General features: G+C 68.9%; 8 protein-coding genes and 2 CRISPR repeat arrays. All 8 genes read left to right on the top strand.

The window, feature by feature from the left end:
• Positions 1-542: 542 nt before the first annotated feature.
• A CRISPR array of direct repeats spans positions 543-1,971; the repeat unit is 29 nt; unit sequence CGGCTCACCTCCGCTCGCGCGGAGAGGAC.
• Between the two features lie 172 nt (positions 1,972-2,143).
• The 8 genes from IH13_RS0128270 (at position 2,144) to cas2e (ending at position 11,604) form a co-directional block, all read left to right on the top strand.
• A complete protein-coding gene (locus IH13_RS0128270) occupies positions 2,144-4,981 on the top strand; it encodes a CRISPR-associated helicase/endonuclease Cas3 (RefSeq protein ID WP_031088816.1) in 2,838 nt (945 codons plus the stop codon).
• 130 nt (positions 4,982-5,111) lie between these two features.
• Positions 5,112-6,710 carry a type I-E CRISPR-associated protein Cse1/CasA gene (gene casA, locus IH13_RS0128265; RefSeq protein WP_082317745.1) on the top strand — a complete coding sequence of 533 codons (1,599 nt, stop codon included), beginning with the start codon at positions 5,112-5,114 and terminating at the stop codon, positions 6,708-6,710.
• Positions 6,707-7,471: a type I-E CRISPR-associated protein Cse2/CasB gene (gene casB, locus IH13_RS38675; protein WP_082317744.1), complete on the top strand. Its 765-nt coding sequence runs from the start codon at positions 6,707-6,709 to the stop codon at positions 7,469-7,471. Before casA ends, casB begins: the two co-directional genes overlap by 4 nt.
• A gap of 100 nt (positions 7,472-7,571) precedes the next feature.
• A complete protein-coding gene (gene cas7e / locus IH13_RS0128255; protein ID WP_031088813.1) occupies positions 7,572-8,756 on the top strand; it encodes a type I-E CRISPR-associated protein Cas7/Cse4/CasC in 1,185 nt (394 codons plus the stop codon).
• Positions 8,753-9,622 (top strand): type I-E CRISPR-associated protein Cas5/CasD, encoded by an 870-nt coding sequence (gene cas5e, locus IH13_RS0128250; protein ID WP_051835958.1) that lies wholly within the window; start codon positions 8,753-8,755, stop codon positions 9,620-9,622. Before cas7e ends, cas5e begins: the two co-directional genes overlap by 4 nt.
• Positions 9,619-10,278, top strand: a complete 660-nt coding sequence (gene cas6e / locus IH13_RS0128245; RefSeq protein WP_031088810.1) for a type I-E CRISPR-associated protein Cas6/Cse3/CasE — start codon at positions 9,619-9,621, stop codon at positions 10,276-10,278. Before cas5e ends, cas6e begins: the two co-directional genes overlap by 4 nt.
• A complete protein-coding gene (cas1e, locus tag IH13_RS0128240; RefSeq protein WP_031088809.1) occupies positions 10,275-11,267 on the top strand; it encodes a type I-E CRISPR-associated endonuclease Cas1e in 993 nt (330 codons plus the stop codon). Before cas6e ends, cas1e begins: the two co-directional genes overlap by 4 nt.
• Positions 11,268-11,292: 25 nt before the next feature.
• Positions 11,293-11,604 carry a type I-E CRISPR-associated endoribonuclease Cas2e gene (cas2e, locus tag IH13_RS0128235; RefSeq protein WP_031088807.1) on the top strand — a complete coding sequence of 104 codons (312 nt, stop codon included), beginning with the start codon at positions 11,293-11,295 and terminating at the stop codon, positions 11,602-11,604.
• A gap of 18 nt (positions 11,605-11,622) precedes the next feature.
• A CRISPR array of direct repeats spans positions 11,623-12,201; the repeat unit is 29 nt; unit sequence GTCCTCTCCGCGCGAGCGGAGGTGAGCCG.
• Between the last annotated feature and the right edge of the window lie 16 nt (positions 12,202-12,217).

The raw sequence follows: 12,217 nt of genomic DNA, 5'->3' as shown, positions 1-12,217 counted from the left end.
CCCCCGCCGGTTCGGCGAGGCTCGACCTGGGGGACGAGGCGTACGGAGACGTCCGGCCCGGCTGACAGGCCACCCCGCGTCATCGGACCGGACGGGGTCGCCGCTGCGTACGGCCGGACCGACCAGGTGCGGCTGGGCGGTCCGATCATCGACCTGGTTGGCTGGCCGACCGGCCGGGGCTTGCGCTGCTCGACTCCGGCCGGGGCTTCCCGCGCTGCGATGACCGGCAGGTCTACACCGGAGCCACCCGCTATCCGCCACCCGCCACGCGGTCGCGGCCGCCCTCGACGCCGCGATGGCCAGGGCTCCGAGACCGAACGGCGAACGGCCACCGACCGGCAGCCGCACGAGACCACGACGGCCGGGGCGTGGGCGAAGGCGTGCAAGCGAGAGCAGCCGGCCCGCAGTCGGACAGCGCCGTCCCGGCCGCGCCGTTAGCTCCGCTCGTGCTGCCTGCACCGCGCCAGGCCGCAGGTCGAGCCAGGCATACTCGATGATTCATTGAGTCGAGGGCGGAGAAGGAGTAGTGCCCGGGTGGCCAGCGGCTCACCTCCGCTCGCGCGGAGAGGACAGCGGCCGTCACCTGCGTCTGCTGGGCGGCCCCGGCTCACCTCCGCTCGCGCGGAGAGGACTCTCAAACCGGGCGAGGACGCCGCGCTCGACACGGCTCACCTCCGCTCGCGCGGAGAGGACTCTGAGCTCTGGACCAATTACGCCAAGCCCATCGGCTCACCTCCGCTCGCGCGGAGAGGACACCTCGTCCTCGTTCCACGGCGTCTTCTCACGCGGCTCACCTCCGCTCGCGCGGAGAGGACACAAGTCAGGGAGATGCCATGGACAACGCCACCGGCTCACCTCCGCTCGCGCGGAGAGGACGGATGCTGCGGATGGTGGCCACGGTCGTGCTCCGGCTCACCTCCGCTCGCGCGGAGAGAACATGACGGTGCCGTGCCTCGCCGGACCTGGCGACGGCTCACCTCCGCTCGCGCGGAGAGGACATGCGGCGCCCCTGCCACCTGCGGATTTCCGGCGGCTCACCTCCGCTCGCGCGGAGAGGACTCGCTGCCCGCGGCGGATGCGGCGAGCAAACCCGGCTCACCTCCGCTCGCGCGGAGAGGACAACTACAGCTTCGCCAACCCCACGACGTACACCGGCTCACCTCCGCTCGCGCGGAGAGGACGAGATCCCGTTGGGCTGGCTGACCGGCGGCGGCTCACCTCCGCTCGCGCGGAGAGGACTGTTCCTGGACCGCCGCCGCGTAGCGCTCGGCCGGCTCACCTCCGCTCGCGCGGAGAGGACGTACCCGTGAGCTGAGCGGGGGCAACGTAGGGCGGCTCACCTCCGCTCGCGCGGAGAGGACGCCTGGTCCACCCCCGACGACACCGCCCTCGCCGGCTCACCTCCGCTCGCGCGGAGAGGACGGCCGGAGCCGGACCGGCATCACATGGGGGCACGGCTCACCTCCGCTCGCGCGGAGAGGACCGGATCGGTGACGGCAGCAACCGGATCAACCCCGGCTCACCTCCGCTCGCGCGGAGAGGACCCGCGCAGTCGGCGTTCGGCAACTGGGCGCTGCGGCTCACCTCCGCTCGCGCGGAGAGGACGAGATCCAGCTCGCCCGAGGCGGCCTCAGGTACGGCTCACCTCCGCTCGCGCGGAGAGGACGTGTCGAAGCGCCCGCGCTGCGCCTGGACGTCCGGCTCACCTCCGCTCGCGCGGAGAGGACACAGCCTCACCGTCCCCGTGTGTCTGGGCAGCCGGCTCACCTCCGCTCGCGCGGAGAGGACTGACGGTCTTGTCGGACAGGCTGTCGCGGGCACGGCTCACCTCCGCTCGCGCGGAGAGGACGTACCAAAACCCCGGGGTCTGCTCCCTCGGGCCGGCTCACCTCCGCTCGCGCGGAGAGGACCTACGAAGTTTCATACCTAAAGTCTATGCACGCGGCTCACCTCCGCTCGCGCGGAGAGGACCCTTCCTGACCTGGGTTTCTTCAGGGGGTTTGCAATCCCTTTGCCATGATCCATGGAGTCCGTGCCTTTGCCCTTCGCTGACTGCCAGGTGAGTGTACGGCTGTCAGTACGTTGCCGGGGCGGAGCCAAGGGTTCTCCTCCCCGTGTCAGTGCTGGGTGGTATCTCTGGCTCATGACGACGTGTGGTGGCGCAGCCACGGGCAATTGCCCGTTAGATGCTCGCCTTTGGGGCAAGGAGTTGGGGCTGGCTCGCCCGTATCCGGTGATCTGCCATCTTCTTGATACTGCTGCCGTGTTCCAGCAGTTGTGGGACGTGCTCCTCAGCGACAGGACCCGGCTGGGCATCGCGGACGCACTCGGGTTGAGTGCTCAGGATGCGCGTTCTGTGGTGTCGTTCTGGGCAGGTCTGCACGATGTAGGGAAGATCTCCCCGCCGTTTCAGGCGCAGGTGCCTGATCTCTACGCCGAGATCCGGGACGATCCCGCGTACTCGTCCGCTCCGGGGGCGGACCGGGAACGGGCGTTCCGGCATGAGATCGCGTCGCATTGGGCGTTGACTCAGTTGTTTGCGGAGGTTGGTTATCCGCCGGTTGAGCGGGTGGTTCGAAGGGCGGTGAGCCATCAGGTTGCTCAGCTGTTGGGTGGGCATCACGGATTTTTCGGCGCCGTGTTGAGTTCTAAGCGGTTGGCGGCTGCGGCTGCTTACGAGCCGGGTCTGGGTGGTGATGGCTGGGCGGAGCAGCGGCGGGTTCATTTCGCTGAGGTACGGCGGGTCGTTGGAGCGTGGGCTGTGCCGTCGGGTGGGTTGTCGCCGGGGTTGGCGGTGGTGGTGTCGGGGTTGGTGGTGGTGGCGGACTGGTTGGCCAGTCAGGTGTCTTTCATCGAGTCGCGATTGCCGGAGGAGGGCTGGCGGGGGTTGGCGGGGGATGTCGACGCGCATTGGCGAGAGGCCGAGCCGGGGGCTGTTGCGGCTGTGGAGTCGGCGCGGTTGGGTCGGGCGCGGTTCGGTGCTGACGGGTTCGCTGAGATGTTTCCTTACACGCCGAATGCCCTGCAGTTGGACGTGGTGGAGCGGTTGCCTGGGCTTGTGACTGGGGGACCGGGGTTGGTGTTGGTGACTGCACCGACCGGGGACGGGAAGACGGAGGCGGCGTTGTATGCGGCCTCCGTGCTGGGGCGTGCGGCTGGGGCGAGAGGGTTGTACTTCGCTTTGCCGACGATGGGGACTGCGGATGCGATGTTCTCGCGGGTTGCGGCGTTCGCCGAGCGGGCGATGGCTGGTGAGCGGGCGTTGACGTTGTTGCATTCAATGGCGTGGCTCAGTCCGGTGTATCGGGCTGGCGAGGTGGCGTCGGCGGCGGGTGGGGTGAGTGCTGGCAGGGGGACGGCTGTGGAGGCTGATGGGTGGCTGCGGGGGGCGAAGCGTGGGCTGCTGGCCCCGTTGGGGGTGGGGACGATCGATCAGGCGTTGAGTGGGGTGTTGCCGTTGCGGCACAACGCTCTGCGTCTGTTCGGTCTTTCCGACAAGGTGGTCGTGGTGGACGAGGCCCATGCTTACGGTCCCTGGATGCATCAGCTGTTGCTGCGGTTGTTGGAGTGGCTGGGTGCGTTGGGGGCTCCGGTGGTGTTGCTGTCGGCGACGTTGACGGGTCGTGCGGCTGGTGCGCTGGTCGATGCCTATCGGCGAGGGGCGGGCTTCCCGGAGCCGTCCGAAGTAGCGCCGTGTTATCCGGGGTGGCTGTTCGCCAGCGGTGTGACGGGTGAGGTCTCGCCTGCGTGGGGGACGGCGAGTAACCGGGTGCGGACGTTGCAGGTGTCGCGCCGGTGCGTGGTGTGGGATACCGAGGAGACCTCCGAGCGGTTGCGGGCGGGTGGGCGTCGGGAGGTGCTGCGCGAGGTTCTGCAGCCGGTTGCGGTTATGGGTGGGACGGCGCTGGTGTGCTGTACGACGGTGGCGGAGGCCCAGCGGACCTATCGCGACCTGTGTCTGGCGTTTCCCGAGCTCGCCGGGTGCGAGGGCGGGTTGCGTGTGCTTCATTCCCGGTTTCCGGCGGATGTCCGTAGCCGTATCACTTCGGAGTGTGAGGCGGCGTTCGGGAAGCCCCAGGGGGAGGTTGTGGAGCCGCGACCGGCGTCGATTCTTGTGGCGACGCAGGTGGTGGAGCAGTCGCTGGACCTGGATTTCGATCTGGTGGTGAGTGACTTGGCGCCGTTGGCACAGCTGTTGCAGCGGGCGGGGCGTGGTCGGCGGCATGAGCGTGGTGCGGCGGGTCGGCCGGGGTGGTCGTTGCCTGAGGATGAGCCGGCGTTGGTGGTGTTGGATCCGTTCGTGGACGGGGGTGGTGGGGTTCCTCGTGTGTGGGGGTCGGTGTATGACGAGGGGTTGCTGCGGCGTACGTCGTTGATCTTGGAGCGGTGTGGGGGGCGGGGGATCGTGGTACCTGGGGATGTTCAGCGGTTGGTGGATGAGGTGTACGAGGAGGGATTTGTCGACGGTTTGGAGGGTGCTGCGCGGGAGGAGCTGGCGCGGATGGACGGGGAGCGTCAGGCGGGTGAGGTGGCGGAGGCGCATGTGGCGGCGTGGGTCGGTGTCTGTTCGCCGGCTGATGTGGCTGGGGATCTGCATCGGTTGTCGCGTCGTGAGGAGGGGGTGACGGAGGAGTTGCTGACGACCCGTCTGGGGGCGGATTCGGGGCGGGTGCTGTGTCTGTACGAGCAGGTGGACGGGTCGGTGACCTTGGACGCGGAGGGTGTGCTGGGGGTGCCGCGGGGTGGTCGGCGGGGGCTTGGGCGGGAGGAGCTGGCATTGGTGGCCGGGCGGGTGGCGCCGGTGCCGGGGAAGTGGGTGAGGGGCGAGGACCGGGGTGCTCCCGTGCCGTCGGGGTGGGGCGATCATCCGGTTTTGCGTGATCTTGTGCTGTTGCGTATGCGGTTGACCGGCGAGGTGTGGAGTTGCCGCCTCGGTGACCGGACGGTCACGCTTTCCATTGTCGGTCTCGAAGAAAACTGATCAAGTTCACACTTCCTTCACGCAACCCGCGCTTTTTCGTTACTTTGCATGCGGTGGGCCGCCCTGTCGGGCAGCACGCCCTCGGGCCTTCTCGACCGCTGTGCGGTATGACCCAGTTGACAGGACACCCATGCAGGACGCCACCTACAACCTGATCGACCAGCCATGGATCCCGGTGCGCTGGAAACCCGACACCTCTCTCGATGCCCGCCCTGACTACCTGGGCCTGCACGACCTGTTCGTGCAAAGCGCTGACATCGCCTCCCTCGCCGTCGCTGACGCACCGGCCCACTCCGCCCTCTTACGCGTCCTGTACGCACTGACCGCCCGGATCACCGGCCTCGATGAATCCGGCCCCGGCGACTGGGGCGAGCGGCGCTTGGACGTGCGTGACAACGAAGCATTCGACCAGGCCCAGGTGACTGCGTACTTCGGCCCGTTACGGAGCCGCTTCTTCCTGTACGACCCTCAGGGCGGACGGCCCTGGATGCAGGATGCCCGCCTCGCGCAGCAGTGCGACACGGAAAACACCGCCGGCGTGAACAAGCTGATCGTGACCCGCCCTTCCGGTAACAACCATTCATGGTTCCGGCACGACACCGACGCCGCCCCCGACCTGCCGACCGCGCAGGAAGCCGCTCTCAGCCTCCTGATCTGGCACTGTTACGGCCCTTCGGGCCGCTGCTCGTCCCGCGACGTCAACGGGACGAAATCCGCCAGCGCCACTGCGGGCCCGCTGCGCACCGCGCTCTCCTACCATCCCGAAGGCGAATCGCTCTTCGAAACGCTTCTGGCCGGCCTGGTCCCCCCGGCCTCTACGGTCCGGCGCACGGAAGACCTCTGCCCCTGGGAATGGGACACCCTGCCCGACCCGGACCGTCCGCCGCGGGCCTCCCACGGGCCGTGCTCGCGGCTCACCGCCCGCTCCCAGCACGCACTGCTCCTGGTCCCCGCCGATGACGGCGATCACGTGCAGGACGCGTTCATCACCTGGGCCTACCGCGGTGAGCGCATGCCCAGGGAGGACGACTACCTGATCTGGCAGATCAGCCAGCAGGGCAACCGCTATCCACGCCCTGCCGACGCCCAACGCGCGTTGTGGCGGGACCTGGACGCGCTGCTGCTCCAGCACCCTCCTGCCGGCAACGCCCACCCCGAGCAGCCACGCGTGTTCGACTCAGCCATGGAGGTCTCCGAGGACCTGCGGGTGCGGGCGCTCGGCTTCGATCAGGAAGGCCAGGCCAAGGACACCCAGTTCGTCGACGCGGGTACCCCGCCCGTGCTGGGGTTCGCGGAGCGCAACGACCCGCGGACGGTGCCCGCGGTGGGGCGGCTGCGGCAACTGGGCGAGCTGTACGGGCGCCGCTTGGACCGTGCGGTGAAACGGGCGTGGGCCGCGTACGTGAAGGACGCGAAAGCGGACGGCGGCGCGTGGGCGGCTGACGCGGGAGCCCGGTACTGGCCCCGGGCCGAAGCTGAATTCTGGAAGCGGTTCGCCTGTCTGGACCGTACCGGAACCCTTCCCGACGCAGGGTTCGACCCGGGACAGACCCGTCGTGCCTTTCTGCACCTGGCCGAGGAGGCGTACGACGCGGTGACCGCGCCGGTGACCCGGACACTGCGCGGAGCGAAGGCGGTGTCCGAGGCCCGGATCGACCTGTACGGCGGCCCCCGCAAGAAGCGGGCCGCTTCACCTACGAACGCCAAGGCCAAGGAGCCCACGGGATGACCACCGCCTCGACGCAGCCCCCCGTCGCCGGGAGCCAAGCACCTCCTAAGGACTCCGTGGAGGCCGCGGCGATCCCGCAGCAGTCGGCAGGAGCACGCACACACCGCTCACGCGCCTTCACCCGGTGGGTCGAGGAGACGTGCGCGAAGGATCCCGGCGCCCGGACGGCACTGCGTAGCGGCCTGCGCAAGGACCTGGACGCGGTGCCCCGTATGCACCGGCTGATCGCACCGTGGCTCCCCGAAACACCGTCCCCGGACGTGGAACGCGCGTATTACGCGGTGGCCGCGATGATCGCCGCTCAGCCGCGGAGCGCACTCCGGCGCCCCGACCACGCTGAGGCCGACCCGGCCCGAGGGGAGGGTGAGCGCCGGTCGGGTGCGCCGGAAACCGGTCGGTTCGGTGCGAGCCTGGGCACGACGTTCGCCCTGGCGGTGGTGCAGGGGCCCGGCAGGGAGAAGGAGATGCGGGCCGGCACCGCCGAAGCCCGCCTCAACCTCCTCACCCGGCAGAGCCCCGCCGGTCTGCACCGGCACTTGCCGGCTTCCGTGAGCTACCTGTGTTCCCTGGGCGTGGACGTCGACTGGGCGCAGGTACTCGACGATCTCAGCCACTGGCGCAGGCACTCCGGCCGGATCTCCCGGCGTTGGCTGCAGGACTTCTACCGGCTGCGCGCCAAGGATCCCCTGGCCGACGCGGACGGCCAGGACGCGCAGGAACTGCAACAGCCGCAGCCTGTCGAAGAGGCCCCGACCGGCTGATCCGGGCACGGTACGCCGTCTGCCACTCACCGCACTTCCCGGGGCGAGGACTCGCACCTCCCCCGCTTTTTGCACCTCGTCACTCAAGGAGTCGTACGTCATGCTGCCCGTCGCCCGTTTCATCGACATCCACATCGTCCAGAGTGTTCCCTTCGCCAACCTCAACCGCGATGACACGAACTCCGTGAAGACCGTCCAGTACGGCAACGTGCTGCGCACGAGGGTCAGCAGCCAGTCCTGGAAGCGTGCCGCGCGCGGCACCTTCGAGGAGCGCATCGGGCAGGCGGCCCTGCGTACCCGCCGTATCGGTGAGCGTGTCAGCCGGGTTCTGGAACAGGAGCGGGGGTGGCCCCGGCCCCTGGCGGAGCGGGCCGGCGGGCACGCGGCCGCCGCGAGCAGCATCAAGTTCGAACTGGCGAAGGACCCCGAGGACACCAAGCAGGTCCTCGCGAACCGGGTCCTGACCAACGCCATGGTCTACGTTCCCGAGGCGGCCGTGGCCGAGCTGGCCGACCTCGCCGAGGAGCACCGGGACAAGCTGGAGAGTGCCAAGGACATCAAGAAGCCCTCGGACAAAAGCGTGCTGCCCAAGGACCGCGTCGAGAACGTACTGCGCTCACGTAACGGCGTCATCAACCTCTTCGGCAGGATGCTCGCCGAGGTCGACAACGCCGGCGTCGACGGCGCCGTCCAGGTCGCGCACGCCCTGACCACCCACGAAACGGACGTCGAGCTCGACTACTTCGCTGCCGTCGACGACGTCACAGCCACCTGGAACGATGCCACCGGCAGCGGCCACATGGGCCACACCGAATTCAGCTCCGGCACCTTCTACCGCTACGCCACCATCGACCTGCGCGACCTCGCCACGAACATCGGTCACGACACCACCGCGTTGCGGGAACTCACCGACGCCTTCCTGAGCTCCTTCATCCTCTCCCTGCCCCAGGCCAAGAAGAACTCCACCGCTCCCCACACCATCCCCGATCTCGTCCACCTCTCCGTGCGCACCGACCGGCCCGTCTCCTACGCCGCGGCGTTCGAAAGCCCCGTAGCCGCCTCAAGCCAGGGTGGTTACGCCCCAGCCTCCTGCGAAGCCCTCGCCGTATACGCCCAGGCCGCGAACACGCTCCTGGGAACCCGCCACATCCTGGCCTCCGGGTGGGCCGGCCTCGACGCCAAGGGACTGGACGGGCTCGGCGACCGCCACACGTCCTTCGACTCCCTCGTCACCGACGCCCTCAACGCCGCCCTTCCCGTCCAGACCGCCGGAGCCACCGCATGAACACCCCGCTCCCACCCCCGGACACCGAAAGGCCCCCGCCGCGGCAGGGCCTGCTCCTGCGCCTGACCGGCCCACTGCAGTCGTGGGGCCTGCACAGCCATTTCAACGAACGCGACACCGCTCCCTTCCCCACCCGCTCCGCCGTCATCGGACTGCTCGCGAGCTCGCTCGGCCGGCACCGCAACGAACCGATCGATGACCTTGCCACCCTGTCCATGACCGTGCGCACCGACCGCCCCGGCGTCCTGCTCCGCGACCTGCACACCGTCGGCGGCGGACTGTCCGGCAAACAGACGGTCACCACCGCCGAAGGCAAGAAACGCCCGGGCGATACCGGCACACTCCTCACCCACCGCACATACCTCGCCGACGCCGCCTTCACGATCGCCCTCACACACGACGACCAAGCACTGCTCGATACCTACGCCGACGCCCTGTGCCACCCCCGCTGGCCGCTCTACCTGGGCCGCCGTTCATGCCCGCCCGAAGGCCCCCTCCTGCTCGGGCACAGCAACGACGCCCTGCACCACCTCATCCACCTGCCCATCACCGCACCCACGCCCCGCCCGACTCAGAGATCCCGGCCCGTCGACTTCCTCGCCGACCAACCGCTCACCCATCTGCCTGCCCACCCCGACATGCTCACACCGGGCAACCAGGACGGAACCCACCCCTCCAGCACCCTCAACGACCAACCCACCGGCTTCCACCCACGCCAACGCTCCTACCGCGCCCGCCCTCTGTACCGGCGCACCCTGCACCTACCCCGGGACCAGTTCACCGGCCTGGGCACCAACCACCTCACCACCCTCACCCGCTACCTGCGCACCCACCAGCTCACTGCACCGGAAGGGAGCCGTCAGTGACCACCTGGCTCACCCGACTCGTCCCCGACGCCCGCTCCCGCGAAGCCCGCCGCGATCTCGCCGGAGCCACCGGCATGCACCGCCGCATCATGTCCCTCTTCCCTCCGGACGCCGGCCCCGACCCCCGCGCCCGCTTCGCCATCCTCTTCCGCACCGAAGACGCCCCCACCGGAACGCACATCCTCATCCAGTCCAACCACGAACCCGACCTCGCCCGTCTTCCCGCCGGCTACGGCACCGCCCTCACCCGCCCTCTCGACGCACTGCTCGACGCCCTCCAGTCCGGACTCACCATCCGCTACCGCTGCGTCGCCAGCCCCGTCCGTAAACCTGGCGCCACCACCCGCGCCCTCCACAACCTGCCCCCCGTCGTCGCCCTCACCGGAACCGCTGCCGACGAATGGTGGCTGCGACAGGCCGACCTGTCGGGCCTCAAATCCCTCACACTCCTCTCCCACCCCCTCGACGCCGCCCAAGGCCGACGCCCCACCACCGGCACGCCTCAACGCATTCACCACGCACGCACCCAGTTCGACGGAACCGCAGCCGTCATCGATCCCGACCTCCTGCGCACGAAAATCACCGAGGGCATTGGACGCGGCAAGGCCTACGGCTGCGGACTCCTCAGCATCGCCCCAGCAAAGCAGCCCCGATGACAGCACCCGCCCGCAAGCCACCGACCACCAGCACCGCGAGACGTAAACTCACCTCACCCACCGTCGCGATGCTTCCCCGCATAGCCGACTCCCTGTCCTTCCTCTACCTCGACATCGTCCGCATCCACCAGGACGACACCGGCGTATGCGCGGAAGTAACCAGCGAACAACGAGGCACCGAGACCGTCTACCTCCCCACCGCAGCCCTCAGCTGCGTCCTGCTCCGACCCGGCACCTCCATCACCGCCCGCGCCCTCACCACTTTCGCCCGCAACGGCACCACCGTCATCACCGCAGGATCCGGCGGCGTGCGCTGCTACTCATCCGCCGTCCCCGAGTCCCTCACCACCACCTGGCTCGAACGCCAAACCCGAGCCTGGGCCAACGACACCCACCGCCTCGCCATCGCCCAGGCCATGTACGAAAAACGCTTCGGCCTCGGCACAGCCACCGACGGCACCAACCTGGACAAGCTCCGCGGCATGGAAGGCCAACGCGTCAAAGCGCACTACCAACTCCTCGCCCGCCAATACAAGATCGGCAGATTCCGCCGCGCCTACGACCCCGCCTCCTGGGACACCCAGGACCCAGTCAACCTCGCCCTCTCTTCAGCCAACACCTGCCTGTACGGCATCGTCCACGCTGCCATCACCGCACTCGGCTGCTCGCCAGCCCTCGGATTCGTCCACAGCGGCAACCAGCAGGCACTCGTCTACGACATCGCCGACCTCTACAAGGCAGAGCTGACCATCCCGCTCGCCTTCTCCCTCCACGCCTCCAGCAACCCCGAAGCCGAGGCCAGACGGTCCTTCCGAAACGAGTTACGCCTCTTCCGGCTCCTCCCACGCATCGTCACCGACATCCAACAACTCCTCGACCCGAACACCACCTACGAAACCCCCGATCCCGAGGAACAACTCGTAGACCTCTGGGACCCGATCGCCGGAGCGGTCCCAGGAGGCACCAACCACGGGAGGGACATGCCATGACCCGTGCCGCAGGAAGGCGATACGCATGTCCTCGATGATCGTCATCTCCGCCACCGCAGTCCCAGACCATCTCCGCGGTGCTCTCACCCGCTGGCTCCTCGAAGTCACACCGGAGCTGTACGTCGGCACTGTCTCCGCGAAAGTCCGCGACGAACTGTGGGCATCAGTGGCCGCCTGTACAGGCGACGGCATGTCCGTCCTCGCGTACCCAGCCGACAACGAACAGGGCTTCCAACTCGAAACGGCAGGGACCCGGCGTCGAACACCCACCGACTTCGACGGCCTGACGCTGATTTCCTTCCGACGAGACATTCAAGAAATGGCAAATCCCCTCTAAGATGCCAGGTCAGGAAGGGTCCTCTCCGCGCGAGCGGAGGTGAGCCGTCCAACTGAACGAGACTTTGCGGCTGCTGATGGTCCTCTCCGCGCGAGCGGAGGTGAGCCGTCCGCGGCTGAGGTCCCGGCCGCTCGCCCGGCCGTCCTCTCCGCGCGAGCGGAGGTGAGCCGTGGAACGGGGTGTCTCGCGGGAGGATGCCGAGGTCCTCTCCGCGCGAGCGGAGGTGAGCCGGAACGTCCACGGCCCGAGGCCCGCCCGTGACAGTCCTCTCCGCGCGAGCGGAGGTGAGCCGTGGGCGGCGAGGCCGAGGAGGAGGACCAGGACGTCCTCTCCGCGCGAGCGGAGGTGAGCCGAACGAACCGTCGCCGTCGAGCACCACGACGTGGTCCTCTCCGCGCGAGCGGAGGTGAGCCGTTCCTGCTGACTGGGAAGACGCTGACCGATCAGTCCTCTCCGCGCGAGCGGAGGTGAGCCGGCGTCCAGGTCGCGGCGGTCTGCCGCACGGGTGTCCTCTCCGCGCGAGCGGAGGTGAGCCGTCCACGGCCTTGACGGCCGGTACGCCTGCGGAGTCCTCTCCGCGCGAGCGGAGGTGAGCCGGGACCGCCACCGGCTA

It is taken from the genome of Streptomyces sp. NRRL WC-3549 (assembly GCF_000721935.1).
Lineage (GTDB): Bacteria > Actinomycetota > Actinomycetes > Streptomycetales > Streptomycetaceae > Streptomyces.
This window is presented reverse-complemented; position numbering and strand designations above follow the sequence as displayed.

Bases quoted from the DNA above. Each gene is read 5' to 3' on its own strand.
- cas2e (WP_031088807.1), top strand. From the start codon at position 11,293: ATGTCCTCGATGATCGTCATCTCCGCCACCGCAGTCCCAGACCATCTC.
- casB (WP_082317744.1), top strand. From the start codon at position 6,707: ATGACCACCGCCTCGACGCAGCCCCCCGTCGCCGGGAGCCAAGCACCT.
- cas1e (WP_031088809.1), top strand. From the start codon at position 10,275: ATGACAGCACCCGCCCGCAAGCCACCGACCACCAGCACCGCGAGACGT.
- cas5e (WP_051835958.1), top strand. From the start codon at position 8,753: ATGAACACCCCGCTCCCACCCCCGGACACCGAAAGGCCCCCGCCGCGG.
- casA (WP_082317745.1), top strand. From the start codon at position 5,112: ATGCAGGACGCCACCTACAACCTGATCGACCAGCCATGGATCCCGGTG.
- cas7e (WP_031088813.1), top strand. From the start codon at position 7,572: ATGCTGCCCGTCGCCCGTTTCATCGACATCCACATCGTCCAGAGTGTT.
- IH13_RS0128270 (WP_031088816.1), top strand. From the start codon at position 2,144: ATGACGACGTGTGGTGGCGCAGCCACGGGCAATTGCCCGTTAGATGCT.